This window comes from Mycolicibacterium sp. ND9-15, from assembly GCF_035918395.1.
In the GTDB taxonomy this organism is placed as follows: Bacteria; Actinomycetota; Actinomycetes; order Mycobacteriales; family Mycobacteriaceae; genus Mycobacterium.
Window position 1 is genome coordinate 367524 of record NZ_CP142362.1, and the last position, 26044, is coordinate 393567.

General features: G+C 66.7%; 29 protein-coding genes, 4 tRNA genes and 1 pseudogene. 11 read left to right on the forward strand and 23 right to left on the reverse strand.

Going from position 1 to position 26044, the window contains the following annotated elements:
- Nucleotides 1-6: 6 nt before the first annotated feature.
- The 6 genes from QGN32_RS01750 to ruvC form a co-directional block, all read right to left on the reverse strand.
- Complete coding sequence (locus tag QGN32_RS01750; protein WP_326546971.1) at nucleotides 7-750, reverse strand: hypothetical protein; 744 nt, start codon at nucleotides 748-750, stop codon at nucleotides 7-9.
- A gap of 144 nt (nucleotides 751-894) precedes the next feature.
- Complete coding sequence (locus tag QGN32_RS01755) at nucleotides 895-1281, reverse strand: DUF1304 domain-containing protein (protein WP_326546972.1); 387 nt, start codon at nucleotides 1279-1281, stop codon at nucleotides 895-897.
- The gene (locus tag QGN32_RS01760; protein ID WP_326546973.1) at nucleotides 1281-1916 is read right to left on the reverse strand and encodes a hypothetical protein; all 636 of its coding nucleotides are present in this window, start codon (nucleotides 1914-1916) and stop codon (nucleotides 1281-1283) included. Before QGN32_RS01760 ends, QGN32_RS01755 begins: the two co-directional genes overlap by 1 nt.
- Nucleotides 1917-1925: 9 nt before the next feature.
- A complete protein-coding gene (ruvB, locus tag QGN32_RS01765) occupies nucleotides 1926-2990 on the reverse strand; it encodes a Holliday junction branch migration DNA helicase RuvB (protein WP_326546974.1) in 1065 nt (354 codons plus the stop codon).
- Nucleotides 2987-3574: a Holliday junction branch migration protein RuvA gene (gene ruvA, locus QGN32_RS01770; protein ID WP_326546975.1), complete on the reverse strand. Its 588-nt coding sequence runs from the start codon at nucleotides 3572-3574 to the stop codon at nucleotides 2987-2989. Before ruvA ends, ruvB begins: the two co-directional genes overlap by 4 nt.
- Nucleotides 3571-4137, reverse strand: coding sequence for a crossover junction endodeoxyribonuclease RuvC (gene ruvC / locus QGN32_RS01775; RefSeq protein WP_326548883.1), 567 nt, complete (start codon nucleotides 4135-4137; stop codon nucleotides 3571-3573). The genes ruvA and ruvC overlap by 4 nt, the downstream gene beginning before the upstream one ends.
- Nucleotides 4138-4384: 247 nt before the next feature.
- Between ruvC and QGN32_RS01780 the strand changes: the two genes are divergently transcribed.
- A complete protein-coding gene (locus tag QGN32_RS01780; protein WP_326546976.1) occupies nucleotides 4385-5611 on the forward strand; it encodes a mechanosensitive ion channel family protein in 1227 nt (408 codons plus the stop codon).
- 44 nt (nucleotides 5612-5655) lie between these two features.
- Here QGN32_RS01780 and QGN32_RS01785 read toward each other — a convergent pair whose 3' ends face one another.
- On the reverse strand, nucleotides 5656-6414 hold the full coding sequence (locus tag QGN32_RS01785; RefSeq protein ID WP_326546977.1) for a YebC/PmpR family DNA-binding transcriptional regulator: 759 nt from the start codon (nucleotides 6412-6414) through the stop codon (nucleotides 5656-5658).
- A gap of 237 nt (nucleotides 6415-6651) precedes the next feature.
- Here QGN32_RS01785 and QGN32_RS01790 point away from each other — a divergent pair, with 237 nt between their 5' ends.
- On the forward strand, nucleotides 6652-7863 hold the full coding sequence (locus QGN32_RS01790; RefSeq protein WP_326546978.1) for an acyl-CoA dehydrogenase family protein: 1212 nt from the start codon (nucleotides 6652-6654) through the stop codon (nucleotides 7861-7863).
- 60 nt (nucleotides 7864-7923) lie between these two features.
- On the opposite strand, the gene pdxT is transcribed toward QGN32_RS01790, so the two are convergent.
- The 11 genes and pseudogenes from pdxT to QGN32_RS01845 form a co-directional block, all read right to left on the reverse strand.
- A complete protein-coding gene (gene pdxT / locus QGN32_RS01795) occupies nucleotides 7924-8508 on the reverse strand; it encodes a pyridoxal 5'-phosphate synthase glutaminase subunit PdxT (RefSeq protein WP_326546979.1) in 585 nt (194 codons plus the stop codon).
- Nucleotides 8505-9341, reverse strand: coding sequence for an acyl-CoA thioesterase II (gene tesB, locus QGN32_RS01800; protein WP_326546980.1), 837 nt, complete (start codon nucleotides 9339-9341; stop codon nucleotides 8505-8507). Before tesB ends, pdxT begins: the two co-directional genes overlap by 4 nt.
- Nucleotides 9342-9350: 9 nt before the next feature.
- A complete protein-coding gene (pdxS, locus tag QGN32_RS01805) occupies nucleotides 9351-10199 on the reverse strand; it encodes a pyridoxal 5'-phosphate synthase lyase subunit PdxS (RefSeq protein ID WP_231967450.1) in 849 nt (282 codons plus the stop codon).
- A gap of 195 nt (nucleotides 10200-10394) precedes the next feature.
- A pseudogene (locus QGN32_RS01810) lies at nucleotides 10395-11425 on the reverse strand (NUDIX hydrolase).
- Nucleotides 11422-12612, reverse strand: a complete 1191-nt coding sequence (locus tag QGN32_RS01815) for a glycosyltransferase family 4 protein (RefSeq protein WP_326546981.1) — start codon at nucleotides 12610-12612, stop codon at nucleotides 11422-11424. Before QGN32_RS01815 ends, QGN32_RS01810 begins: the two are co-directional and overlap by 4 nt.
- Nucleotides 12612-13448, reverse strand: coding sequence for a phosphatidylinositol mannoside acyltransferase (locus QGN32_RS01820; protein ID WP_442791813.1), 837 nt, complete (start codon nucleotides 13446-13448; stop codon nucleotides 12612-12614). Before QGN32_RS01820 ends, QGN32_RS01815 begins: the two co-directional genes overlap by 1 nt.
- 95 nt (nucleotides 13449-13543) lie before the next feature.
- The gene (gene pgsA, locus QGN32_RS01825; RefSeq protein WP_326546983.1) at nucleotides 13544-14251 is read right to left on the reverse strand and encodes a phosphatidylinositol phosphate synthase; all 708 of its coding nucleotides are present in this window, start codon (nucleotides 14249-14251) and stop codon (nucleotides 13544-13546) included.
- Nucleotides 14248-14826 carry an ATP adenylyltransferase gene (locus tag QGN32_RS01830; protein WP_326546984.1) on the reverse strand — a complete coding sequence of 193 codons (579 nt, stop codon included), beginning with the start codon at nucleotides 14824-14826 and terminating at the stop codon, nucleotides 14248-14250. Before QGN32_RS01830 ends, pgsA begins: the two co-directional genes overlap by 4 nt.
- Nucleotides 14823-16889: a threonine--tRNA ligase gene (gene thrS, locus QGN32_RS01835; RefSeq protein WP_326546985.1), complete on the reverse strand. Its 2067-nt coding sequence runs from the start codon at nucleotides 16887-16889 to the stop codon at nucleotides 14823-14825. The genes QGN32_RS01830 and thrS overlap by 4 nt, the downstream gene beginning before the upstream one ends.
- A gap of 64 nt (nucleotides 16890-16953) precedes the next feature.
- Nucleotides 16954-17373, reverse strand: coding sequence for a TIGR02611 family protein (locus QGN32_RS01840; protein WP_326546986.1), 420 nt, complete (start codon nucleotides 17371-17373; stop codon nucleotides 16954-16956).
- Nucleotides 17370-18035 carry a PaaI family thioesterase gene (locus tag QGN32_RS01845; RefSeq protein WP_442791769.1) on the reverse strand — a complete coding sequence of 222 codons (666 nt, stop codon included), beginning with the start codon at nucleotides 18033-18035 and terminating at the stop codon, nucleotides 17370-17372. The genes QGN32_RS01840 and QGN32_RS01845 overlap by 4 nt, the downstream gene beginning before the upstream one ends.
- Before the next feature lie 176 nt (nucleotides 18036-18211).
- On the opposite strand from QGN32_RS01845, the gene QGN32_RS01850 reads away from it, so the two are divergent.
- Entirely contained in the window at nucleotides 18212-18709 is a 498-nt protein-coding gene (locus QGN32_RS01850; RefSeq protein WP_326546987.1) for a DUF1990 domain-containing protein, read from the forward strand.
- A 132-nt stretch (nucleotides 18710-18841) separates the two neighbouring features.
- Nucleotides 18842-19543 (forward strand): GAF and ANTAR domain-containing protein, encoded by a 702-nt coding sequence (locus QGN32_RS01855; protein WP_326546988.1) that lies wholly within the window; start codon nucleotides 18842-18844, stop codon nucleotides 19541-19543.
- Between the two features lie 4 nt (nucleotides 19544-19547).
- Here QGN32_RS01855 and QGN32_RS01860 read toward each other — a convergent pair whose 3' ends face one another.
- Both QGN32_RS01860 and QGN32_RS01865 read right to left on the reverse strand, forming a co-directional pair.
- Nucleotides 19548-20423: a L,D-transpeptidase gene (locus QGN32_RS01860; protein ID WP_326546989.1), complete on the reverse strand. Its 876-nt coding sequence runs from the start codon at nucleotides 20421-20423 to the stop codon at nucleotides 19548-19550.
- A 209-nt stretch (nucleotides 20424-20632) separates the two neighbouring features.
- Nucleotides 20633-21121, reverse strand: coding sequence for a hypothetical protein (locus QGN32_RS01865; RefSeq protein WP_326546990.1), 489 nt, complete (start codon nucleotides 21119-21121; stop codon nucleotides 20633-20635).
- Nucleotides 21122-21455: 334 nt separating this feature from the next.
- Here QGN32_RS01865 and QGN32_RS01870 point away from each other — a divergent pair, with 334 nt between their 5' ends.
- The 4 genes from QGN32_RS01870 to QGN32_RS01885 all read left to right on the forward strand — a co-directional run bounded on the left by QGN32_RS01870 (nucleotide 21456) and on the right by QGN32_RS01885 (nucleotide 24081).
- Nucleotides 21456-21857, forward strand: a complete 402-nt coding sequence (locus tag QGN32_RS01870; protein ID WP_326546991.1) for a phage holin family protein — start codon at nucleotides 21456-21458, stop codon at nucleotides 21855-21857.
- Nucleotides 21854-22150 carry a DUF3618 domain-containing protein gene (locus tag QGN32_RS01875; RefSeq protein ID WP_326546992.1) on the forward strand — a complete coding sequence of 99 codons (297 nt, stop codon included), beginning with the start codon at nucleotides 21854-21856 and terminating at the stop codon, nucleotides 22148-22150. The genes QGN32_RS01870 and QGN32_RS01875 overlap by 4 nt, the downstream gene beginning before the upstream one ends.
- 65 nt (nucleotides 22151-22215) lie before the next feature.
- Complete coding sequence (locus QGN32_RS01880) at nucleotides 22216-23181, forward strand: L-lactate dehydrogenase (protein WP_326546993.1); 966 nt, start codon at nucleotides 22216-22218, stop codon at nucleotides 23179-23181.
- A 15-nt stretch (nucleotides 23182-23196) separates the two neighbouring features.
- Entirely contained in the window at nucleotides 23197-24081 is an 885-nt protein-coding gene (locus tag QGN32_RS01885; protein ID WP_326546994.1) for a universal stress protein, read from the forward strand.
- A 10-nt stretch (nucleotides 24082-24091) separates the two neighbouring features.
- Here QGN32_RS01885 and QGN32_RS01890 read toward each other — a convergent pair whose 3' ends face one another.
- Both QGN32_RS01890 and QGN32_RS01895 read right to left on the reverse strand, forming a co-directional pair.
- On the reverse strand, nucleotides 24092-24520 hold the full coding sequence (locus tag QGN32_RS01890) for a pyridoxamine 5'-phosphate oxidase family protein (protein WP_326548885.1): 429 nt from the start codon (nucleotides 24518-24520) through the stop codon (nucleotides 24092-24094).
- A gap of 87 nt (nucleotides 24521-24607) precedes the next feature.
- A tRNA-Val gene (locus QGN32_RS01895) sits at nucleotides 24608-24679 on the reverse strand.
- A 362-nt stretch (nucleotides 24680-25041) separates the two neighbouring features.
- Between QGN32_RS01895 and QGN32_RS01900 the strand changes: the two genes are divergently transcribed.
- From QGN32_RS01900 to QGN32_RS01910, 3 genes are all read left to right on the forward strand, one after another.
- Nucleotides 25042-25114: transfer RNA gene (locus tag QGN32_RS01900), tRNA-Gly, on the forward strand.
- Between the two features lie 27 nt (nucleotides 25115-25141).
- Nucleotides 25142-25215 (forward strand) — tRNA-Cys (locus tag QGN32_RS01905).
- 12 nt (nucleotides 25216-25227) lie between these two features.
- A tRNA-Val gene (locus QGN32_RS01910) sits at nucleotides 25228-25302 on the forward strand.
- A 227-nt stretch (nucleotides 25303-25529) separates the two neighbouring features.
- Here QGN32_RS01910 and QGN32_RS01915 read toward each other — a convergent pair.
- Nucleotides 25530-25991 (reverse strand): hypothetical protein, encoded by a 462-nt coding sequence (locus QGN32_RS01915; protein ID WP_326546995.1) that lies wholly within the window; start codon nucleotides 25989-25991, stop codon nucleotides 25530-25532.
- Nucleotides 25992-26044 lie beyond the last annotated feature (53 nt).

The window sequence follows — 26044 nt, forward strand, 5'->3', positions numbered from 1 at the left end:
TGCGTGCTAGCGGTGCGCGAGGCGGCCACCACCGCGACCGCGCGAGCGGAACCTGTCAAGCAAGCCGCGACGCCGCGGTTGCGCGGTTTCGGCCGTGGGCCCGATGACCTCGGTCCGCTGCTCGGCCATCGCGGGCTGCCCAGCCGTCGTCGCCGGCTGCTCCGTCGTCGCGGGATGCTCTGCCACCGCGGCGTGTCCAGCCTCGGGTTCGGTCACCGTGGGCTGTTCCGCGACTGCACCCGCAGCCACCGGCCGATCCGCCCACTCGACGTCGCGCACGCTACGTACCGAGATACGCCCCAGCGCCGCCGCCCCGAGGAACACGATCAGTGCGCCGAGGCCGTAGAAGTACGTCAACTCCAGCGCGACGTGCTTGGCTTCGGTGGCGGCGACGGGCACACCGGCGTCGCCGATACCCAGCGGCCCAGCCAACGCGCGGCCGACGATGAACCACGCGCCACCGGCCACGGCGAGCCATCCACCGAACATCGCCGTCGCACGGTTGCGCGACATCAGCAGCAGCAGCCCACCCAGCGCGACCACCGCACCCGGCAGCACTTCCAGCCAGCCTCGCCCGGTCGTCCACGTCCACGCCTGGTCCGGGCTGTAAGCGAAGTTGAACAACGGTCCGATGAACGGCGCCAGCGCGCCCCATGCGCCCAACAAGATCAGCAGGAATCCGCTTGCAGCACCGCGGCTGCGCGGCATTCGCATCCGCCCACCTCGGGGCGATACACGCGTATCGGTCATGATGCCTCCTTGGTCGTTCGGTGATTACCCACGTTGACGGCTGCGTAACCGGCGCTTGGCCGAAGTTGGACCTAATCGGCTCGAACACGACACCGCCGACGCACCGGCGAGGAGCGCGAGCGGCTTGTTGGGGACGCGGCCGCACTACAGCGCGACGGCCACTCCCAGCAGCACTATGGCGATCAGCGGAAAGATTCCCTGTGTAATGGCGGCGCGCGCCTTGTCCGGGGAGGACAGCAACAGCACCAGCGCTGCCGCCAGCATCGACCCGACACCGGCGAAGACGAGCGCGAGGCCCGCCCAGTTGTCGCCGATGCCGCCGATCACGATTCCGGCAATTGTGATGATGGCCAGAAACAGGTTGTAGAAGCCCTGGTTGAAGGCCAACTCTTTGGTGGCCGACGCCTCTTCTTCGGTGAGGCCGAATGTCGCCCTGGTACGCGGCGACGTCCACGTCAGCGACTCCATCACCCAGATGTAGACATGCAGGAGCGCCGCGAGGCCCGCAAAGAACAAACCGGCGAACCCCATTATGCCCCTACGCTTTCCACTCGAACGACCGGCGGTATCGCCAGCATGAGCAGCCCCGTCAATGCGATCCACACGATCACGCTGTACGCGCCGGGCAGCCCGATCCAGATGTGGGACAACGCGGGCACACCGAGCAGCGCCAGCGTTGCCGACCACTTCGGCAGCACGCCGGTGCGCCACACGATGTAAGTGGTGGCGAAAATCAAGGCGGCCGAACCGATATGGCTGTAGTGGTACAGCCACACCGCCAGACCGAAGAATGGTTGAGAATAATTCGTCATGGGGTCGTCGAACCGCACGATGGCCGCCGGGACGGCGACCTCGGCAGCCAATCCGGCAGCGGTCAGGGCGACGAAAACCGCCGCGCCGAGTACCGCGGTGTACACCGCACCGGTGGGTCCGGCCGCCGACCGCAGCATCGACACCAACACCCCGAGAAACAGTAGGCCGAACAGGAGATGCAAAGCGGCCAGCGTGCCGTTGAGGGTGAGAAACGTTGCGGCGCTGTCGAAGTAGGCCTGCAAGCCGTCGGCGTCTTTCGGCGTCTCCGGTGATCCGACAACATACGCGGGCACGATGACCGCGGCGGAGGCCACGCCGAGCAATCCACCCAGCCTGATCGTGCCGCTTCCCATAGGTCCTCCTCAGTCGAACAAACCCGCCTGCCCGAGACCGCTGACGCCGCTCGGCGGCGTCAGGCCGAGGTGCGTCCAGGCTTGCGCGGTGGCCACGCGCCCACGGGGTGTGCGGGCGATCATCCCGGCGCGCACGAGGAACGGCTCGCACACCTCTTCCACGGTGGCCGCCTCCTCCCCGACCGCGACTGCCAGCGTCGAGACCCCGACCGGCCCACCGCCGAAACTGCGTATCAGCGCGGACAACACGGCCCGGTCGAGACGGTCGAGCCCGAGCTCGTCGACGTCGTAGACCTCGAGCGCCGCCTTGGCGATATCGCGTGTGATCACGCCGTCGGCGCGCACTTCCGCGTAGTCGCGGACCCGGCGCAGCAGCCGGTTCGCGATGCGCGGCGTGCCCCGCGACCGGCGCGCGATCTCGGCTCCTGCTTCGGCGCCCAACTCGATGCCGAGAATCCCCGCCGAGCGCGCCAACACCCGCTCGAGTTCGGTGGGTTCGTAGAAATCCATGTGGGCGGTGAAACCGAACCGGTCGCGCAACGGACCCGTCAGCGCACCCGAGCGGGTGGTGGCCCCCACCAGCGTGAAAGGGGCGACATCCAACGGAATCGATGTGGCTCCAGGGCCTTTCCCGACCACGACGTCGACGCGGAAGTCTTCCATCGCGAGATAAAGCATCTCCTCGGCCGGCCGGGCGATGCGGTGGATCTCGTCGATGAACAGCACGTCATGCTCGACGAGGTTGGACAACATCGCCGCGAGGTCGCCGGCGCGCTCCAATGCCGGCCCGGAGGTGACCCGCAGCGACGACCCGAGTTCCGCGGCGATGATCATCGCAAGCGACGTCTTACCCAGGCCGGGTGGCCCCGACAGCAGGATGTGATCCGGTGTGCCGCCGCGGTTCTTGGCGCCCTCGATGACCAGCTGCAGTTGCTCGCGCACTCGGGGCTGGCCGATGAACTCCCGCAGCGACCGCGGACGCAGGCTGGCATCGATGTCGCCCTCGCCGACCGTCAGCGCCGGGGAGACCTCACGGTCCTCGGGCTCACCCTCGTCGTCGGTGAACCGGCTCATTTGTTGCCCAACATCGACAGCGCCGACCGCAGTGCGGTCGACTGGGTGGCCTCGGGGTCATTGGCCAGCACCTTGTCCGTGGCCTCCTCGGCCTGCTTGGCCGCGAACCCCAGCCCGACGAGCGCTTCCACCACGGGGCCACGAACCGAATGGCCGTTCGCCGTCAGGCTGCCGGCCGGTGAACTCGCGCCCACCTTGTCGCGCAGGCTCAACGCCATCAGCTCGGCGGTCTTCTTGCCCACCTTGGGGATCCGGGTCAGCGCGGTGATGTCGCCGTCACCGATGGCCTGGCGCAGGGTCGTTCCGTCGTACATCGCCAACGCCCCGAGCGCGATGCTCGGCCCGATGCCGGACACCCCGAGCAGCGTGAGAAACAAATCCCGAGCGTCGGCATCGGCGAAGCCGTACAGCGTCTGAGAGTCTTCGCGCACGATCATCGCGGTGATCAACCGGGCCTCGGTGCCGCGCCGCAGTGTGGCCAGCGTCGACGGGGTCGCCATCACCTTGTAGCCCACGCCGGCCGCTTCGATCACGACGTGGTCGAGTGCGATGTCGAGAACCTCGCCGCGAACAGATGCGATCATCGTGCCGCCTTCGTTTTCGCCTTGAGCGTCGCCTGGTATTTGCGTTGTTGTTCGGCGGCCAGCGTCTCCGCCGCGGCCATCCGGGCGATCATCGGAGCCCGCCAGCAATGGCATATCGCCAGCGCCAACGCGTCGGCGGCGTCCGCTGGTGTCGGTTTGGTCTGCAGCTCGAGGATTCTGGTCACCATCGCGGTCACCTGAGCCTTGTCGGCGTTGCCGTTGCCGGTGACCGCCGCCTTGACCTCGCTCGGAGTGTGAAAATGCACGTCGATGTCGCGTCGGGCCGCGGCGAGCGCGATCACGCCGCCTGCCTGCGCGGTGCCCATCACGGTCGAGACGTTCTGCTGGGAGAACACCCGCTCGATCGCGATCACGTCGGGTTTGTGGGTGTCCATCCAGTACTCGACCGTGTCGCTGATCGTCAGCAGTCGCCGGTGCAGCGGATCGCCGGACGGGGTGCGCACCACATCGACATCGAGCGCGATCACCTGCCGGCCCGCGCCGCCCTCGATGACGGACAGACCGCAGCGCGTCAACCCGGGGTCGACTCCCATCACCCGCACGTCAGGCCCTTCTGTGAACACTTGTTCGAGAGCTTAGCCGCCCTGCGGGACAGCGCCCGCCATGACACGCCCGGCTCGGATGACGAACCGACGGCCACCTGTGTCGCGCACCACTGCCATGCCAATTGTGCTTGTGAGAGGGCCGAATCCGCGTCGACACCCGCGATCGCGATGTGACGGCCGGCGGTATCGCCGCTACCGTCGCGCAGAGGACCTGACCCCGATTCGTGGAGCTGACCCCATCCCCATGCCGGACGAGACCGAACTGCAGACCGCAAGCAACATCGCCGTGACCGCGGCCTGGGCCGTCGGAGCGATCGCCGCCGTGTACGTGTTCGGGGTGGCGCTGACCTGGCTGATGGCCAGGGTCAGCCGGCGTAGCGCCTTGATCAAGGACATCGAGGTGCTCACCCGCAAGCCCGTGCGCATGCTGCTGATGGTGATCGCGGCGACGTTCGCGGTGCGACGGACCTCGGACACCGCCGACTCGTGGCGCGATTGGGTAGACCACTGGCTGCTGATCCTGATGATCGCGTCGATCACCTGGCTTCTCACCGGCCTGGTCCGCGTGGCCGAACGGCGAATGATCGCCCGCTACGGCGGGGGTGGTGAGGAGATCTCCGACGCCGACCGGCGCTGGCGACGGGTGCGGACCCAGGTCACGGTGCTGCGCAGGCTCGCGATCGCGCTTGTCGTCATCCTCGGCGGGGCCGCGATTCTGATGACGTTCCCGAGGTTCTCCGACATCGGCACCACGGTGTTCGCCTCCGCCGGTGTGTTGTCGGTGGTCGCCGGTCTCGCCGCGCAGACGTCACTTGGCGCGGTCTTCGCGGGGATGCAGATCGCGTTCTCCGGCGCGATCCGCGTCGGCGACATCGTGCAGCTCGAAAACGGTCAGTGGTGGGGCCGCATCGAGGAGATCACGCTGACCTACGTCGTCGTGCGGCTCTGGGACGAGCGCCGGCTGGTGCTGCCGTCCACCTACTTCACCACCGAGCCGTTCGAGAACTGGACTCGCAGCGCCACCGAGATCATGGGCGCGGTCGAGTTCGACGTCGACTTCTCGGTCCCGTTCAACGACATGCGCGCCGAGCTCGACCGGCTGCTCGGCGAAAGCGAGCTCTGGGACGGCCGACGCGGCGTGCTGCAGGTGACCAACGCGGTCGCCGGTGTGGTGCGGGTGCGCATCGTCGTCAGCGCGCGCAACGCCGGCGCACTGTTCGATCTGCAGTGCGCGGTGCGCGAGGGAATGGTCGACTGGGTGCAGCGCACCGGCGGCGTGGTGCCCATTCAGCGCATCGAACCTGCGGCGCCCGCTCCGGAAGCGCAGACCGACCGCGAAGTCGCCGGCGAGACCAAACGCGTCGCGGCGGGGATGTTCTCCGGCAGCCCCGAAGCCGAGGAACGTGCCAAGGCTTTCGATCACACGATCGAGTGCGACGACGACCTCGCGCGGTCCAACGGCAACCACTGATCTGACGCGGTTGCCGATAATGAGCCAATGACGGCCATGCCCCTCTAGTCGTCGTTGTCGAGCTCGGCTGCGACGTCGTCGGGGATGTCGATGTTGGTGTAGACGTCCTGGACGTCGTCGAGGTCTTCGAGCGCGTCGACCAGCTTCATGATCTTGCGGGCGCCGTCTGCGTCGAGCGGCACGCTGACCGACGGCTCGAACCCGGCCTCGGCCGACTCGTAGTCGATACCAGCGTCCTGTAGGGCGGTGCGCACAGCGACGAGATCGGTTGGCTCACAGATGACTTCGAAACTATCGCCGAGATCGTTGACATCCTCGGCCCCGGCTTCGAGCACGGCCATCAGCACGTCGTCTTCGGTGAGGCCGTTCTTCTCGAGCGTGACGACGCCCTTGCGCGAGAAAAGGTAGGACACCGAACCCGGGTCGGCCATGTTGCCGCCGTTACGGGTCATCGCGACGCGCACCTCACCGGCCGCGCGATTGCGGTTGTCGGTCAGGCATTCGATCAGCACCGCGACGCCGTTGGGGCCGTACCCCTCGTAGGTGATGTTCTGGTATTCGGCGCCGCCGGCTTCCTCACCGCTGCCGCGCTTGCGGGCCCGTTCGATGTTGTCATTGGGCACCGACGACTTCTTGGCCTTCTGGATCGCGTCGTACAACGTCGGATTGCCCGCCGGGTCGCCGCCGCCGACGCGCGCCGCGACCTCGACGTTCTTGATCAATTTGGCGAACATCTTGCCGCGGCGGGCGTCGATGACGGCCTTCTTGTGCTTGGTGGTGGCCCACTTGGAATGGCCGCTCATGCTGGTGATACCTCTCCGTGCGCTATCAATGCGCAAAGTTCGTGCGCTAAGTCCGCTCGACGAGTCTACGTGGACGTTTGCGCTCTACCGAACAGCGTCGGGAGACGATGGCGCCAGTCCGGCCCAGGGATCTGACGAGCGTGTCGAAGCGCGGTTGCGGCTTCCCCTCCGGGGGCCCGCCTGTTAGCTCTGCCACAGGATTTCGCGGCTATCTTACTCCGCAGTAAGATAGCGCGCATGTCCTTCTCGCTTGAGTTGTCCCCCGACCTGATCCACGTCCGGGACTGGGTGCACGAGTTCGCAGCCGACGTCATCCGGCCCGCCGCCGCCGAATGGGACGAGCGGGAAGAGACGCCTTGGCCGATCATCCAGGAGGCCGCGAAGGTCGGGTTGTACTCGATGGAGATGTTCGCTGAGCAGTCCGCGGAGCCGACCGGCCTCGGCATGCTGACGGTTTTCGAGGAGATGTTCTGGGGCGACGCGGGCATCGCGCTCGCCATCTTGGGCACCGGTCTGGCGGCGGCGTCACTGGCCGCCAACGGAACGCCCGAGCAGATGGGCGAATGGCTGCCGCAGATGTTCGGCACCGTCAACGAGCCGAAAGTCGCGTCGTTCTGCTCGTCGGAACCGGGGGCGGGTTCCGACGTCGGGGCCATCCTCACCCGCGCCCGCTACGACGAGGCCACGGACGAATGGGTACTCAACGGCGTGAAGACCTGGGCCACCAACGGCGGTATCGCCGAGGTGCACATCGTCGTCGCTTCGGTGTATCCCGAACTCGGCACGCGCGGACAGGCGACATTCATCATCCCGCCGAACACACCCGGTTTCCGGCAGGGCCAGAAGTTCCTCAAGCACGGCATCCGCGCCTCGCACACCGCCGAGGTGGTGCTCGAGGACGTGCGCATCCCGGGCCGTCTGATCGTCGGCGGCAGAGAGAAGTTCGAGGAACGCATCGCGCGCGTGCGCGAGGGTAAGAGCGCCAAGAGCCAGGCGGCGCTGATGACGTTCGAACGCACGCGACCCAGTGTCGGGGCGATGGCCGTCGGCGTGGCGCGCGCGGCATATGAGTACGCGCTCGACTACGCCCGCCAACGTGAGCAGTTCGGCCGCAAGATCGGCGAATTCCAGGCCATTGCGTTCAAGTTGGCCGATATGAAGGCCCGCATCGACGCCGCCCGGATGCTGGTGTGGCGCGCCGGTTGGATGGCCCGCAACGGCAAGCCGTTCGAGAACGCCGAGGGCTCGATGGCCAAGCTGGTCGCCAGCGAGACCGCGGTGTATGTGACGGACGAGGCGATCCAGATCCTCGGCGGCAACGGCTACACCCGCGAGTATCCGGTCGAGCGGATGCACCGCGACGCCAAGATCTTCACGATCTTCGAGGGCACCAGCGAGATCCAGCGGCTGGTGATCGGCCGCGCGGTCACGGGCCTCGAGATCCGCTGAGCAAGCGATTTGTGGAGCCGCACCGGCGCTCACCGCCGGTGCGGCTCCACAAATCGCCGCTCAGAGCATGTCGACGAACAGTTTGTGGATGCGGCGGTCGCCGGTCATCTCCGGATGGAAGGCCGTCGCGAGCCGCTTGCCCTGACGCACCGCGACGATGTGACCGGCCGCCTCGGCCAGCACTTCCACCTCGGGTCCGGCACGTTCGACCCACGGCGCCCGAATGAATACGGCGTGCACCGACCCGTCGACACCGCCGAAGTCGATGTCTTCTTCGAACGAATCGACCTGACGGCCAAAGGCATTGCGCCGCACCGTCATATCGATGCCCTTGAGCGGTGTGGCTTCGCGGCCCGCCGCGCCGGCATCTAGAATCTCCGACGCCAGCAGGATCATCCCCGCACACGAGCCGTAGGCCGGCATACCATCGGCCAGCCGCGACCGAAGAGGCTCGAGCAGATCGAGTTCGCGCAGCAGGTGGCTCATCGCCGTGGACTCGCCGCCGGGGATCACCAGCGCGTCGACCGACTCCAGCTCGGGCACCCGCCGCACGGTCGACGCCTCGGCGCCGGCCTCCCGCAGTGCGGCAAGGTGTTCGCGGGTGTCCCCCTGCAGCGCCAGCACGCCGACGTGGGGTGTGCTCACGGGTTGTAGTCGCGCTTGTAGCGGGTCAGGCCCTCCTGCATCACCGCGGCGACCATCTCACCGTCCTGATTGAAGATTTTGCCCTGACACAGCGAGCGGCCACCGGACGCCGACGGCGAGGACTGGTCGTAGAGCAGCCACTCGTCGGCGCGGAACTGCCGCATGAACCACATGGCGTGGTCCAGCGAGGCGACCTGCAGGTGCTTGCGTTCATCGGCATGGTGCACCTGCGCCGACCCCAGCAGGGTGAGGTCGCTCATGTAGGCCAGCGCGCAGATGTGCAGAACGTGGTCGTCGGGCAGGGGATCCTTGTGCCGAAACCAGACCTGCTGCTGAGAAGCCTTGCCTGGGACCCGCACCAACTTCTCCTGCGGGACGATGCGCACGTCCCACTCCTCGAACTGCTTGAAGCCTGCGTCGTCGAAGGCCTTGGTATCCGTCAGCGCCGGGAGATCATCCGGTGGCGGCGCCGACGGCACCGAGTCCTGATGCTCGATGCCACTCTGGTCGGTCTGGAAGGACGCCGACATCGAGAAGATGGTCTCGCCGTGCTGGATCGCATTGACGCGGCGCGTCGCGAACGAACCGCCGTCACGCAACCGCTCGACGATGTACACCGTGGGCGCGGTCGCGTCCCCGGGGCGCAGGAAGTAGCCGTGCAGTGAGTGCACCTCGAACTCCCTCTCGACGGTGCGCACTGCCGACACCAGCGACTGTCCCGCCACATGCCCGCCGAACGTGCGCTGCAGAAAGCCCGACTCGGGGCTCCACATGGTGCCGCGGTAGATATTGACCTCGAGTTGTTCGAGATCGAGGATCTGTTCGATCGACATCGGATCCGGTTACCAGCCGCGCTCGGCGAGCCGGTGCGGGGCCGCGACGTCCTCCACGTTGATTCCGACCATGGGCTCGCCGAGCCCGCGCGACACCTTCGCCAGCACGTCGGGATCGTCGTAGAACGTGGTGGCCTTGACGATCGCGGCGGCGCGTGCGGCGGGGTCGCCGGACTTGAAGATGCCCGACCCGACGAACACGCCCTCGGCGCCGAGCTGCATCATCATCGCCGCGTCGGCCGGGGTCGCGATACCACCGGCGGTGAACAGCGTGACCGGCAGCTTGCCGGCCCGAGCCACCTCGACCACGAGATCGTACGGCGCCTGCAGTTCCTTTGCGGCGACGTACAACTCGTCCTCCGACAGCGAGGTGAGCCGACGGATCTCGCCGCCGATCTGACGCATGTGGGTGGTCGCGTTCGACACGTCACCGGTGCCGGCCTCGCCCTTCGAGCGGATCATCGCCGCGCCCTCGGTGATGCGACGCAATGCCTCGCCCAGGTTGGTCGCACCGCACACGAACGGGACGGTGAACTTCCACTTGTCGATGTGATGGGTGTAGTCGGCGGGGGTGAGCACCTCGGACTCGTCGATGTAGTCCACGCCGAGGCTCTGCAGGATCTGCGCCTCAACGAAGTGCCCGATACGGACCTTGGCCATGACCGGAATGGTCACCGCGGAGATGATGCCCTCGATGAGATCGGGATCGCTCATCCGCGCGACGCCACCCTGCGCGCGGATGTCGGCGGGAACGCGTTCGAGCGCCATGACCGCCACCGCACCGGCGCCCTCGGCGATCCGAGCCTGCTCCGGCGTGACGACGTCCATGATCACGCCGCCCTTGAGCATCTCTGCCATGCCGCGCTTCACCCGGGCGGTTCCGGTCTGGGTCACCCCGTCCTTCCCCCCGGTCGTCCCCCTACCCTCCGGATGGGAGGTACCCCCATCGCTCCAGCCCCCTGGGACCCCGTTAGGTGCGGTATCCACTGCTATCTCCTCCGAATCGCTACTGATCCAGTCTAAGGGCGGGCGCAAATGTGTTGATTCCGCGCTTCAACGGATCGACTGCAACTGCGGCCGCAGACCGCCCCCGCGCGCGTCGGCGAGCGCATTGGCTTGTTTCAGCAACTCGCCGAGTTGCAGCGGGTAGACGGTTTCGCCGTTGGCGACCAGTTCTTGAATCATTGTCTCATCACACCAGCGGTAGCCGTGAATCGTGCGTCGTTCCAGTGCGGTGTGACCGCCCATAGACGGCTCGAACCGGATGGTGCGGTGCACGAAGAACAGCTCTTCGCTCCGGATCACCGCGCCGTCGAACTCGAAGACCGCCTGGCGCCGCCATAGCGGGCCGACCAGGTCGGCGGCGGCCACTCGCAGGCCGGTCTCCTCGCCGACTTCTCGCGCCGCGGCCTCGGCCAGGGCCTCCCCCGGTTCCACCGCACCACCGACGGTGAACCACCACAGCGGCGCGTCGACGATCGCCGGGTCCGAGCCGCGAAGCAACAGCACCGCACCGGTCTCGTCGAGCAGAACCACTCGCGCCGACGTGCGCCAGCTCACCGGCGGCTGACCCCCGGTGCCGCCTCCGGTCGCTCGACAATCTCGAAATAGGTTGGTAGCGCGGCGGTTCCGCCGAGCCGCAGGATGCGCACCACCGGTCGTTCGCGAAGCGCAAGGGTGTCTCGCACCGCGTCGTTGTGGAAGCGGCGGGCCAGCACCACCCGCGCTTCGGCGTCGGCGAGTTCGGTGACCAAAGCCGGTGGCAGCGACGCCGGGTCGACCATGGTCAGCGCGGCGGACAAGTCGTTCTCGGCGGCCTCGCGCGCTGGCCGCGCCGACCGCTCGGCTGCGTCGGCCAGCGCCGCCAGCCGCCTGCCCTCCGGGCCGCCACCGTAGGCGTCGACGGCGACCGCGCGGGCGACCACAGCGCGGCGAGCCAACGCGCCGTCGAGCGCTTGCCACGACAGGTCGTAACGCACATGCAGCCGGTCCAGCCGGTTGGCCATCTGCAACGCCCACGCACCGATCGCCAGAAGAACCACGACAAGTAGCGCCAGCGTGATCACCACGATCCAGGTGATCACCGGACGCCTCCGGTCGCCTTCCCTGCCCTCGCTCTGGCGGGCTTGGCCCGGCCGCTGCCGTCACCACCGGCCACCGTCACCTTGATCCCCGCGCCCGAGACGGTCTCGTACACCCGCATGATCTGGCGCGCCACCACCGACCAGTCGTAGCGCCGGACCGCGTCGGTCGCTGCCGCGATGTAGCGCTCGCGCACCGCGTCGTTCTCGAGCATTTCGATCAGCCCGTCGGCCAGTGCCGGCGCATCGTCGACGGGGACCAGGCGTCCGGCCACACCGTCTGCGAGTACCCGCCGGAACGCGTCGAGGTCGCTGGCCACCACCGCAGTGCCGGCCGCCATCGCCTCGACGAGGACGATGCCGAAACTCTCACCGCCGGTGTGCGGCGCGCAGTACACGTCGGCGCTGCGCATCGCCGAGGCCTTCTCTGCGTCGTCGACCTGACCCAGGAAGCGCAGACGCGCGGCGAGTTCACCGGCGTCCTTACGCAGTTCGTCCTCGTCACCGCGGCCGACGATGAGTATCTCGATGTCACCGAACCGCTCGACCAACTTCGGCAACGCACGCAGCAGCACGGCCATGCCCTTGCGCGGCTCGTCGAAACGACCCAGGAACAGCACCGTCTTACCCGCGCGGGGATAGCCCTCGAGAAGCGGCGCGGACGCAAACGCGCCCACATCGACGCCGTTGGGGATCTCGACGGCGTCGCTGCCCAACGCCTCCATCTGCCAGCGCCGCGCCAGGTCCGAGACCGCGATCCGGCCGACGATCTTCTCGTGCATCGGCCGCAGGATCGGCTCGAACACGGTGAGCGTCAACGACTTTGTCGTCGATGTGTGAAACGTCGCCACGATCGGGCCCTCGGCGACGTTGAGCGCCAGCATCGACAGGCTCGGCGCGTTGGGCTCGTGCAGGTGCAGCACGTCGAAGTCGCCGTCGGCCAGCCACCGCTTGACCATGCGGTGCGTGGCGGGCCCGAATCGCAGACGCGCGACGGACCCGTTGTACGGGATCGGCACGGCCCTACCGCCGGAGACCACGTAGTCGGGCAACTCCGTACCCGGCGACGACGGCGCGAGCACGCTGACGTCGTGGCCGCGATCGTGCATCACCTGGGCCAATTGCAGAACGTGCGACTGCACGCCGCCGGGCACGTCGAACGAGTACGGGCAGACCATGCCGATGCGCACTAGCCCGCCTCCAGCTTCGCGCGCCGCTCCGCGGGCAGGTCGGCCAGCCACTGCGGTTGCATCATGTGCCAGTCGGCGGGGTACGCGGCGATGTTGCGGGCGAACCGGTCCGCCAACGACTGGGTGATGACGGTGACGTCACCGGAGGACGTGTCGACCTCGGGATACACCCGCATGCCCCAACCGTCGCCTTCAAACCAGCAGTGCACCGGAAACAACGCCGCCCCGGTCTCGATCGCGAGTTTGGCCGAACCCGCCGGCATGCGGGTGGCTTCGCCGAAGAAATCGACCTGAACTCCGTTGCGGCTCAGGTCCCGATCCGCCATCAGGCACACTGGCCGGTTGCCCCGCAACCGCTCGGCGAGCACCTCGAAAGGCGGCCGGTCACCGCCGCTCAGCGGAACGACCTCGAAGCCGAGGCCTTCCCGGTAGGCGACGAACCGGTTGTACAGCGACTCGGGCTTGAGCCGCTCGGCCACCGTGGTGAATGTGCCGTAGTTCTGCGCGAGCCAGACCCCCGCCATATCCCAGTTACCGCTGTGCGGCAGCGACAAGACGGCGCCGCGACCCGCGTCCAGCGCGGCCCATAGCCGATCGATGTCGTCCACGACGAGCTCACGGCCGATCGCCTCGTGGTCCATCGTCGGCAGCCGGAATGCCTCCCGCCAGTACCGGGCGTAGGAGGCGAGCGATGCGCGAATCAAGCCGTCGGGCACCTGTTCGGGTGCGATGCCGACGACACGAGCCAGGTTCTTGCGCAGCTGTTCCGGTCCGCCGCCACGCGCCGCATAGTGCGCTCCGGCGTCGAACGCGTTGCGCGCGAGGAACTCCGGCATCGCACGGACGACCCGCCATCCGGCGGCGTACCCCCAGTCGGCCAAGCGGCCACCCACTGGATGGGCACTGGCCGTCGGCCCCGAGGGCGTGGTCGTCACGGCTCGTCCCCCTGCCCTCCGGGCGGGTGGTTCCCCCACGCCTCCGGTTTCTCTTTACCGGAGTCGGTGGCGCCGGGCTTGGCGATGCGGTCCATCGCCCCCGGCGAGGTACGCACACTGTGCACCCGCTGGCCCAGCGTGACCAGGCTGGTCAACGCGAGCACCCACATCGCGAAGTGCAGCAACAACTCCACCCCGAACAATCCCGACAACCCGGCCCCGAGCAGCACGATGATCAGCCGCTCCGGACGCTCGATCAAGCCGCCCTCCGCGGACAGCCCACTGGCTTCGGCGCGGGCCTTGATGTACGAGATCACCTGCGAGGTCACCAAGCAGATCGCGGTTGCGACCACCAACGACGTGCTGCGCAGCCCGAACGCGGCCCACCACAGCAGCCCGCAGAAGATGGCGCCGTCGCTGATCCGGTCGCAGGTGGCGTCCAGCACGGCGCCGAACCGGGTGCCGCCGCCGCGTTGACGGGCCATCGCGCCGTCGAGCATGTCGGCGAGCACGAAGAGCCACACGGCCACCGAGCCCCACCACAACTGACCGATCGGATACAGCGTCAGCGCGCCCAACACGGAGCCGGCGGTGCCCAGGATGGTGATGCTGTCGGGTGTGAAACCCACCCGAAGCGCAGCCTTGGCGACCGGCGTGCTGAGCTTTTCGTACGCCGCGCGGGTCATCAGATAGAAGTTGCTCACTGCTGCCTCGCCCATTCCTTGGCAAGGAGTTCACGGGTTTCACCCAGCAACTGCGGCACCGCTTTCGAGCCGCCGATGATCGTGATGAAGTTGGCATCGCCGCTCCAGCGCGGCACCACGTGCATGTGCAGATGATCAGCCAGCGAGCCGCCCGCCGATTGGCCGAGGTTGAGCCCGACGTTGAAGCCGTGCGGCCGGGACACCGACTTGATCACCCGAATCAGCTTCTGCGTGAACGAGATCAGCTCGAGGCTCTCGTCCGGGGTGAGATCCTCCAGCTCGGCCACCCGCCGATAGGGCACCACCATCGAGTGGCCCGGGTTGTACGGGTACAGGTTGAGCACGATGTAGACCGACTCGCCACGCGCGACGACGAGTCCCTCCTCGTCCGACATCATGGGGATGTCGGTGAACGGCTGCAGAGACTTGCCCGATCCCGCCGAACCGCCCTTCATCGGCGCCTCGGCAATGTAGCTCATCCGGTGCGGCGTCCACAACCGTTGCAGATGGTCAGGCTCACCGACGCCGCGGTCGATTATCGTCTGCTCTTCGCGTCTCTGCTCTTCGGGGCTCACTTCGCCGTGTCCACCTCGAGCAGTTCCGCTGTGGGAGCGGCGTTTTTCCGGCTTGCGATCCACTCGGCGATCGCGGCGACCGCCTTATCGCGTGGGACGCCGTTGATCTGAGTGCGGTCACCGAAACGGAAGCTCACGGCCTCGGCCTCCACGTCGCGGTCCCCCGCCACCAACATGAACGGCACTTTCTGGTTGGTGTGGTTGACGATCTTCTTGGCCATCCGGTCGTCGCCGGCGTCCACGTCGGCTCGGATGCCCTTCATCTGCAGCTGCGCCGCAAGGCCGTTGAGATAGGGAACGTGGTCGTCGGCGACCGGGATGCCGACCACCTGCACCGGCGCGAGCCAGGCCGGGAACGCACCGGCGTAGTGCTCGGTGAGCACCCCGAAGAACCGCTCGATCGAACCGAACAATGCGCGGTGGATCAGCACCGGACGCTGCCGGCTGCCGTCGGCGGCGGTGTACTCCAGCTCGAACCGGTCCGGCATGTTGAAGTCCAACTGGATGGTCGACATCTGCCAGCTGCGCCCCAGCGCATCCTTGACCTGCACCGAGATCTTCGGACCGTAGAAGGCCGCGCCGCCCGGGTCGGGCACCAGGTCAAGACCGGAGGCCTCGGCGACCTCCCGCAACGTCTCGGTGGCCTGCTCCCAGTCGTCGTCGTCGCCGACGTACTTCTCCGGGTTCTTCGTGGACAACTCCAGGTAGTAGTCGTCGAGACCGTAATCAGCGAGCAGCTCCAGCACGAAGCGCAGAAGCGAGGCCAACTCGTCGCGCATCTGCTCGCGGGTGGTGTAGATGTGGGCATCGTCCTGGGTCATGCCCCGCACCCGGGTCAGGCCGTGCACCACGCCGGACTTCTCGTAGCGGTATACCGAACCGAACTCGAAGAGCCGCAACGGCAATTCGCGATACGACCGTCCCCGTGACCGGAAGATCAGATGGTGCATCGGGCAGTTCATCGGCTTGAGGTAGTAGTCCTGCCCAGGCTTGCGCACCTCGCCGTCCGGACCGAACTCGGCGTCGATGTGCATGGGGGGGAACATGCCGTCGGCATACCACTCCAGGTGACCCGAGGTGATGTACAGCTGCTCTTTGGTGATGTGCGGGGTGTTGACGAATTCGTATCCCGCCTCCAGATGCTTGCGCCGCGAGTAGTTCTCCAACTCCAAGCGCACCACACCACCTTTGGGGTGGAAAACCGGTAAGCCCGAACCTAATTCGTCGGGAAAGCTGAACAGGTCGAGCTCGGCGCCGAGCCTGCGGTGGTCACGCCGCTGCGCCTCCTCGATGAACTCGAGGTGCTTGTCAAGGGCTTCTTGCGACTCCCACGCCGTGCCGTAGATGCGCTGCAGGCTCGCGTTGTCCTGATTGCCGCGCCAGTAGGCGGCCGAGCTGCGGGTGAGTTTGAACGCCGGGATGTACTTGGTCGTCGGGATGTGCGGTCCGCGGCACAGGTCGCCCCATTCCCGTTCGCGGGTGCGGGGATTGAGGTTGTCGTAGGCGGTCAGCTCGTCATCAGAGCCAGGGGGGGCGACTTCCATGACGTCGGGGTCGCCGGACTTGTCGTCCACCAGTTCGAGTTTGTAAGGCTCGTCGGCGAGCTCTTCGCGCGCTTGGTCTTTGGATTCGTAGACGCGCCGGGAGAACAGCTGGCCTTCCTTGACGATCTGGCGCATGCGCTTCTCCAGCGCCGCCAGATCCTCGGGCGTGAACGCGCGCTCTACGTCGAAGTCGTAGTAGAACCCGTCGGCGATCGGCGGGCCGATGCCGAGCTTGGCCTCCGGGAACATGTCCTGCACGGCCTGCGCCAGTACGTGTGCGGTGGAGTGCCGAATGACGCTGCGGCCGTCGTCGGTGTCCGCGGCCACCGGAGTCACCTCGACATCGGTGCCGGGCGCCCACGACAGGTCGCGTAACCGCCCCTCGGCGTCCCGGACGACGACAATCGCATCCGGAGCGCCCCGGCTCGGCAGGCCGGCCTCTCGCACCGCCTCACCCGCGGTGGTCCCGGCAGCGACCCGGATCAGGGCTGCTGGGGTGCGGTTTGTCGCGGCGCTCATCGGTGACTCTCCAGTTTCGTCGTCAACAGATTCGAGGACGCGACCATGCTATCCGTGCCGGTAGTCAGGACCCGATGCCAACAGGGCTCTTCAGCAGCTTGTGGTCCAGCCCGACGAGTTCGGAGAAGAAGCCGACCGCGCCGAGCAGCCACAAGGTGGCGAAGACCACCAGTGCGGTGAACACTCCGCCCAAAATCTGTATCGCGCCGTGCTGTCGGTGAAACCACGCCATCACCTCGTCGTAGCGTTTCCGGGCGTACTTGAGCAATCGTCGCGCCCAGTCGAACTCGGTGGCCAGGATGGCGAGCCCGACGAATACGATCGCCCAGCCCGGGCCCGGGTACGGGATGGCCACAATGCCCAGGCCGAGCACCGCGGCACCGACGACGCCGACGGCCATGCGGTAGGTGAAGTTCGTGGTGCGACGCTCGCGCACCCGATCGCGCCATCGCCCGAGGCGCAGCTTGACGTCGGCGGCCTTCACGGCTGACCCGGCTTGAGCTTGACGAACAACGCGTGCGCCTCGGCGAGCACCGCGTCGGCGTCGAGCAGCCGGCCGGAGACGAAGATCTTGCGGCCCTCGATCCGGTCGATGCCCGCGGCCACCTGGAACTGCTTCTCGACGCGCGCGATCTTGCGGTAGTCGACGTGCAGGAACGCGGTGCGCTGAGCCCTGCTACCGCTGAGCTTGAACGCGGTGAAGCCCAGCAGCGCGTCGAACAGTTGCGCAACACTGCCGCCGTGGGCCGCGCCGTTGCGGCCGAGGTGGAAGCGGCGAAACTCGGCTGTGCCGCGGATGTGCTGGTCCCCGGTGACATGCAGGTCGAGGGGGATGGACAGGATGTTGCCGCGGCCGGGCAAGTCCATTCGCCGCCCCGAGGGGGAGGACCACTCATCTGCGTAGTACGGGGCGAGGAGCTGGGAAACCTTCTCGATTTGGTCCGCCGCCTGAGTGATCACCTCGTCGGGGGCGTCGGCCGCGCGGGCGTGGTCCTGCAACGTACGGACCGCGTCGATGAAGCGTCCGTAGTCGGGTCCCCCACGCTCGGTGGGGACCGGCGGGTTGAACCCACCACCGGGTTCCGCAGCGACTGACTGCGCCCCGGTGATCTCCCGGGTCGCCTCCCTCCTGCCCTCCGCACTCACCCGTCCACCGTATTGCCTAGTTCGGCCGCCGGTGGCTCCGGCTTTGCGCAGCGCCTCGCCGACACCGAGTGTGGCGGGGCGCGACGGTCGGCGGCGGTCCGCTGCAGTTACCGCTCCGATGCGGCCAACGGGAGGTCACGGCACCGACCGTACGCCGTGGATGGGAAGGTGGCCGGGTGCAGCTGAGCAACCTCGCCGCGCTACCGCTGACCTATCCGGAGGTGGGCGCCACCGCCGGTGTGCTGCCGTCCGGCTACCACCATGTGCACAAATCGGCAGTCATCGGCCACAGTCGGGGCCGCTTCGAGGATGCCGCCGCGGCCGGCATGCGATGGGGCATGCTGCGCGGCGCCGGGGTCCGTGTCGAGGCGACGACGGAAACTGCGGAGGTGGGGGCCGAGGTGATCGTGCACCTCGGTCCGATCGGGGCGCCGTGCCGAGTGGTCTACGTCGTGGCCGAAGACAATGCCCGCGGGTTCGCCTACGGCACCCTGCCGGGCCACGCGGAGTCGGGTGAAGAGCTGTTCCTGGTGCGCTACGACCCGGCGTCGGGGCAGGTGTCTGCTGTGGTGAGGGCGTTCAGCCGGCACGCGACCTGGTGGAGTCGCCTGGGCTCCCCGGTGGCCTCACTGGTTCAGCGCGTCGTCACCGAGCGGTATCTGCGGGCGCTGTAGGGCGCTGTCCTCGGCGGCAAAGCTCCGAAAACTGCAGTCAGCGTTGTTTGCGTCGCCGATAATTATGACCGACCGCTAGATCGATTACCGGCTCGTCCGCGTAGCCTGGGACGAGTTGGAGAAGGATTTCAGATGGTGATGGCGAACGAACCCGACGAGCGCGAGGACACCCATCTGCGCATCGCTGAATTGGTGCGCGGGCTCTACAACCGACCAGACGCGGAAACAGTGATCGCGGAGCTGGCCGAACATGCAGCCGTCGAGATTCCTGGTGCGCAGTACGCCGGCATCACCATCATCCGCAAGTCCAAGACCGTCGAGACCCCCGCCGCGACGCATTTGTATCCGATGCTGTTGGACAAGATCCAGCAGCGGCACCGGGAGGGCCCGTGCCTGACAGCGGCATGGGACAAGAAAGTCGTCTACGTTGCCGACCTCGAAATTGACGATCGCTTTCCCGGCTACCGCCGAGACGCACTCGCCGAGACGCCGATTCGGTCGATCATGGCATTTCAGTTGTTCATCGAGGGCGAAACGATGGGCGCGCTCAACGTCTATTCGGAGAAACCCGACGTGTTCGGGGACGAATCGCGGAGCATCGGACTGGTTTTCGCGGCCCATTCATCGGTGGCGTGGAATGCGGCGCGGCGCGACCAACAGTTCAGGCAAGCGTTGGCCAGCCGCGACATCATCGGCCAGGCGAAGGGCATGATCATGGAACGCTATGGCGTCGACGCAGTTCAGGCTTTCGATCTGCTGCGCAAGCTATCTCAGGATTCCAATGTGCCGCTGATCAAGGTCGCGACGGAGTTCGTCCAGAAGTCCAAGGGCTGAGGCGTCAGCGGGCGATCACTCGCGGAACCTCGGGGTTCGCCGGTTCCACCCTCGGTCGCGGTACCTCCACGCTGTTCTCCTGTACGAGAACCGGGTCCCCGACCTTGACCGTGTTGAAATACCACTCGGCGTCTTCGGGGCTGAGGTTGATGCAGCCGTGGCTGACGTTCTCGTGGCCGAGCGCATTGATCGCCCACGGCGCTGAATGCACGAAGATGCCACGCGTGGTGAGCCGGACGGCCCATTCCACGTCCAGCAGGTAACCGTCGTCCGCGCCGACGGGGATGCCGACGCTGCTCGAATCCATCAGCACGTCACGCTCTTTGGCCAAAACGGGGAAGGTACCCACAGGCGTCGGATATTCGGGCCTGCCCATCGAAGACGGGAAAACCCCGGGTTTGCCGAAGTGAGGACGGTGGTGTGGCGCGGGGAGGATCGGGGGCGGACCAGCCTCAACTCCGTCGATGGTCACGGTGAACGTGTGTTCCGCGATGTTGGCGACAGCGACTACCGCGGAGCCCGTCGCGATGTTCGTCTTCATCCCGCCGACGGACAGAGCGATTGTGCTGTGCGCCGGCCAGAACCGGTCGGGAACCCACTGCACGGTCTCGCTGTCGAGCCACTCGAACTTGCCGGTCATGGCGGGATTCGAGGTGATGTCGAGGAGCCGCTCGGCGGCCCGCTTGTCGGCGACGGACTCCTTGAACGACACGACGACGGGGTGCGCGACTCCGACGACCTGGCCTTGCGCCGGCTGTATGGAGGCGATGGCGTTTCTCACCCACTGGTTAACGGCTGCCCTGCCTTCTACAGCCGGCCCGGCCACCACACTGGTGGCGACGACGACCGCGGATAGAACACACCTGACAATGGCACGCAATCTTGTGCCTCCCTTGGAATTACAACGATGTCAACCATGCTATGGGAGCTCCAGCAAGTTAAGCCATAGAGCCCGTAGGCAATTCGATCAAGTCTCCGTCACGTTTCGGCCACGACGGACGTTGAATACATTGCCGCTGAACGGATTTGGCCCGGCGACGAGTTGCGCTCGCCGCCGGGCCAACCCGGAGGGACTCGTTCAGTGCACCGTCACGTCACCGGACCGGGCGCAGTGGGTTGGCCCGGCACAGGCGCTCCTGGCGCCGGTGGTCCGACCTTGTCCCCCTTACCGGCCAACCCGCCCATCTCGGTGAGCGGAGCGCCGACGACGGCCGGGGCGCCGCCCACAATCGGAGCACCCGCCACCGGCGGGACGACAGGCGGCGGTGCTATCGGGGGCACCAGGGGCGGCGGCACCATCGGGGGTACCAAGGGCGGCGGCACCAGGGGCGGCGGCACCACCGGCGGCACCAGGGGCGGTGCGATCGGCGGCGGGCCGGGCAGTGCCATCGGTATGCCGGCCATCTCGTTGACCGGAGCGCACACCGCACCAGCCGGTACTCCCGCGGGAGCCTCCCCGGTCGCCGAAGGGACACACTCATAGCCTCCGGCCGACGCGGCCGGACTCAACGCAATGGCTACCCCACACAGTCCAGCACCCACAGCTGCCGCGATGTTGACTCGTCTAAAGGTCGTCATCGACGTTGATCCCTCCACTCGCACTCACAACTTTCCGTTCAAACCGGGGCTGCAGATCTGCATGCCGTACCGAGTCGCAGTTAAGCGACCGCGTTAATATCAGCAGCCGATCGCCATGGACGCCCCACGCCGCACCGCACCGTTTCCAAACGGTGACCGGTTCGGCATGGTAGAGCCGCATACGTCCTCAGCGGCGGGCTCGATATCACGTTCACCTGCGATTACGCGGTGCCTCGCCGCGTCACCAAGATCACGATCGTCATTCGGGTTTCGCGGTCGATGACCATGGGCATCACTGTCGGACAGGTCAAGACAAGTCAGAGGTTGGTGTGTGATGACGGTGGAATCGAGGCCTACCCCGGACGCGTCGATCGGCGAATTGATGGGTCAGTTGTCGACGCAGACGTCGCGGCTGATTCGCGACGAGATGCGGTTGGCGCAAAAAGAATTTCAAGAATCGGCCAAGCATGCCGGTATCGGTGCGGGCTTGTTCAGCATTGCAGGCCTGTTGGCTTTCTTCGGCGCGGCGACGCTGATCGCGGCGGCGGTGGCGGCGCTGTCCCTCGTACTGGAGGTTTGGGCCGCGGCGCTGATCGTCGCCGCGGTGCTGTTCCTCGTCGCGGGTATCGCGGCGCTTGTCGGACGCAGACAGGCGCGTGAGGTCACTCCCGCGGCCCCCAAGACCGTCGAGACGGTGAAAGCCGACATCCAAGAGCTGAAGGACACCCGCTCATGACCGCGCCGAATTCCCGCCCCGAACCAGGCCCCGATGCGGGTATTAACGACATCGAGGCGGATATCGAGCAGACCCGCCACGAACTCGGCGAGACGGTCGAAGCGCTGCAGGCCAAGATGGATGTGAAGGCGCGCGCCAAGGAAAAGGCGAGCGAGACGAAAGAGCGCGTCGCCGAGAGAGCGGACACGCTCCGGCACACGGCCACCGACAACCCGAAGCGGACGGTTCCGGTCGCGGCGGTCATCGCGGTGTTGGCCGTGCTCGGGATCATCGCCTGGCGCCGGCGCCGCTAGCTCTCCGGCGTGACCTTCGCAGTACGGACGTGTGCGCCACGGCGGGCGGTGTCACCATCGGGGCGATGACCGAATCCGGCGACCGGCGACCGCACAAGAAGATATCGGTGGTGGGCGTCGGTTCCGTGGGCACTGCGATCGCCTACGCCTGCCTGATCCGAGGCTCGGCCGGAGCGCTTGCGCTTCACGACACGAATGCGGCCAAGGTCCGGGCCGAGGTACTCGACCTGACACATGGAAGCCAGTTCGTCCCGCATTGCGCGATCGTCGGTTCAGACGACATCGCGGTGACGGCGCACTCCGCGATAGTGATCGTCACTGCGGGCGCGAAGCAGCATCCCGGCCAGAGCCGACTCGACCTGGCCGCCACCAATGTGGCGATGGCGCACACACTCACGCCAAGGTTGCTCGAACACTCGCCGGACGCCGTAATCATTTTCGTGACCAATCCGGTCGACGTCGTCACCTATGCCGCGGTCAAGGCGGTCCAACCCGCGCCCGGTCGGATAATCGGCTCGGGAACGCTTCTGGACTCCAGCAGGTTTCGCTTCATGATCGCGGAACGAGCGCGGGTGGCGGTGGGCAATGTGCACGCGTTCATCGTCGGCGAGCGCGGTGACTCCGAGATTCCGCTGTGGTCTGCGGTTTCGATCGGGGGCGTCCGGGCAGCGGACTTCCGCATCGATGGCGTCCCGGTTTTCCGCGCGCAGGTCCGGGACGAGATCGGGACGAACGTGGTGAACGCCGCCTACGAGATCATCTCCGGCAAGGGCGCGACGAACCTCGCGATCGGGTTGGCAACAGCACGCATTATCGAAGCGATCCTGCAGGATCAACGCCGCGTCTTACCCGTCTCGACGGTGCAGGACGGCGCGCACGGCATCAGCGATGTGGCGCTGTCACTGCCGACGGTCGTCTCAGCCGAGGGTGCACAACGGATTCTGGAGTTGGCGCTGTCGACCGACGAACTGGAGGGACTGCGGACGTCCGCTCAGACGCTGAAGGACGCGCAACGGTCCCTCGGTCTTTGATCTAGCGTTCAAGTCATGTCCACCAACGCACAAGACCGGGGCATCGTGGTCGGGGTCGACGGGTCGCCGGCGTCCAAGGTCGCCGTCGACTGGGCCGCACGCGATGCCGCACTGCGAAACCGCCCGCTGATACTGGTCCACGTCGCCAACCCGGTGGTGGCCACCTGGTCTGCGTCGCCGCTGCCCGGCGACTTCGGGAAATGGCAGCAGGAGCGGGGACAGTCGTTCCTCGACGACGCCGCTCAGGTCGCGAGGCGGGCCACCACTGGGGCCGAGCGGCCACAGACGCAGACCGAGATCCATTATGCGGCAACGGTTCCGACGCTCGTAGAGCTTTCGCGGAACGCCGACATGGTCGTGGTCGGAAGTCGGGGGCAGGGGGCGCTGGGCAGTGTGCTCGGCTCCGTCAGCGCCGGGCTCGTTCACCACGCGCATTGCCCTGTGGCGGTCATCCACGACGAAGATCCACTGATGCCGCACCCCGCCAAGGCACCCGTTCTGGTGGGAATCGACGGCAGCCCTGCATCTGAGCTGGCGACGGCAATCGCGTTCGAGCAGGCCTCGCTGCGTCAGGTGGACCTCGTTGCCCTGCACGCATGGAGCGATGCCGGCGTCCTCGACTACCCCGGCATGGACTGGTCGACGATGAAGTCGTCCGAGGATGCGTTGCTGGCCGAGCGCCTGGCAGGGTGGCAGGAGCGCTATCCCGATGTGCAGGTTTACCGCCTCGTGGTCTGCGATCAGCCGGCCCGCCAGCTCATCGAACATTCCGAGGAAGCACAGCTGGTAATCGTGGGCAGCCGCGGACGCGGCGGCTTCGCGGGCATGCTGCTCGGTTCGGTCAGCGCTGCGGTGCTCCAGTCCGTCCGGATGCCGGTGATCGTCGCGCGCCAAGCGTGACTCGCATGCGTTAGCTGCGCGGGTCCGGGTCCGCCGGCCCAAACCGGAAGCGGCGGCCGGTGACCTTTCTCGCAAGCACGCGGACATAGTGTTGTTTGACCGTTTCGGGCCAGGACAGCAGTTGCGCCCGTTCGGCCTCCGCGACGTCGTCGTCATCGCGCACCGACCGGGCCACGCCGCGGACGATCACGCTCCAGCCCTCGGCGGTGGTGTATTCATCGGCTTCGAACACCACGTCGCGGTTGATGGCCGTGCTGACCAACTTGGTGCCCTCGGCGGTGCGGAACAGCAGCGTGCGGCGCTGAACGGCGAAGTTGACGGGAAAGATCTCGGGGTTGTCGTCGACACTGGTGACCAGTCGACCCAACGACACCGTGCCCAAGAGCCGCCAGCATTCAGTTTCCGGAAGGATCACCACGGGCTGGTTCGTATCAGGCATGGCCACCGGCACATGTTGGACCGATCATGAAAGTCATAGTGGCGAGTCTATGAAGACAGGGCGTCGCGGCGCCTGCCGACGGAGATGTGGTCCCGGCTGGGTTCGAACCAGCGACCTTCCGCGTGTGAGGCGGACGCTCTCCCACTGAGCTACGAGACCGGAGAGTCGACCGAATGGCCGAACGACGTCGAAGACTAGCACGATGAGGGGCTACGGCCCGAATCCGCTCGACGGGATAAGCAGCGGCGGACTGCCTGGTTTCGAAGTGGCCGCGCGAGGTCACGGGCTAAGCCCCGATGGCTGATCTTCGCCGATGGGCGGCGATACTCGCCGGCTGCGCGAAGCCGGGCCGCCTGCCGGGGGGACGACGCAGGCCCCGGTTCTTCCTCTCCCGCGGGCCGTACCAGCCGTTTCGAGATGTGAACGGGCAGAGACGCACCGGGGAACGTCGAGATTTGTGCAGCTACACTTTGGTGGACTATCGTCGTCCTTCGCGACGAGCGACGAGTCGTTCGTGGCGCGCGGATGTAGCGCAGTTGGTAGCGCATCACCTTGCCAAGGTGAGGGTCGCGGGTTCGAATCCCGTCATCCGCTCGAAGGTGCAGTGGCATCAACCCCAGCGGTGGAGTGGCCGAGTGGTGAGGCAACGGCCTGCAAAGCCGTGCACACGGGTTCGATTCCCGTCTCCACCTCCAACGAGGTTTCTGGCGCGATTAGCTCAGCGGGAGAGCGCTTCCCTGACACGGAAGAGGTCACTGGTTCAATCCCAGTATCGCGCACCACGTTCTGCCTGCGGATATTCGTGAACGGTTCGCGAACCTAGATTGGACCTCACGGTGGCAAAACCCGAGAGGTTTCGCCATGACGACAACCCCATGCACGACTGAGCGCACGTACACCCAAGCCGAGGTTCCGGCGATTCGCCGCCGAGACCGAACGCCTCAACCCCGACTGTCTAGCGATCCCTTGTTCCAAGCCGCCTGCCGGCCCGGTTTCGCCCATCGCGCCGTTAGCTGCCCGCTGGCGACGGCGGCAGACCGCCTTCGGTGTCCGGGGGCACGTGAATCGTCTTGTGTTCCCACCTCGCAGCCGGGGGCAGGCTGTAGCCGAGGCTCGCGGCGTCGTCATTGCCGTAGCCAGGTCGATCCTCCAACCGACCCGTCAGCCGTTCGACTTGAGACGGTTTGTTGGCACGCCCGCGCACACTGCTGACTTCTCGACAAGAGCCATTCCGAGCGACATACCAGAAGCGACCTTCATCGGACACGATCACCGCGTTCGCGCGTTGGCCTTTCCACTCGTTGTTCTTTACGGCCCAAAGCCTCAGGGTTTCGAAGTCAGTGCAATCTGCGAACGCTGCATACGGACGCAAGTACGGCACCGCCTCATACAGTCGATAGGTCATCTGCTGCTCCGCTTTGAATGATCCGAGCAGTTGAATTGACCCGGTTCCCAAATTCTTCTGCTGCACCCCATCGTGTAGTAGTCGACCATCGACGACAACAGGCTCGAGATTTCGCTCTG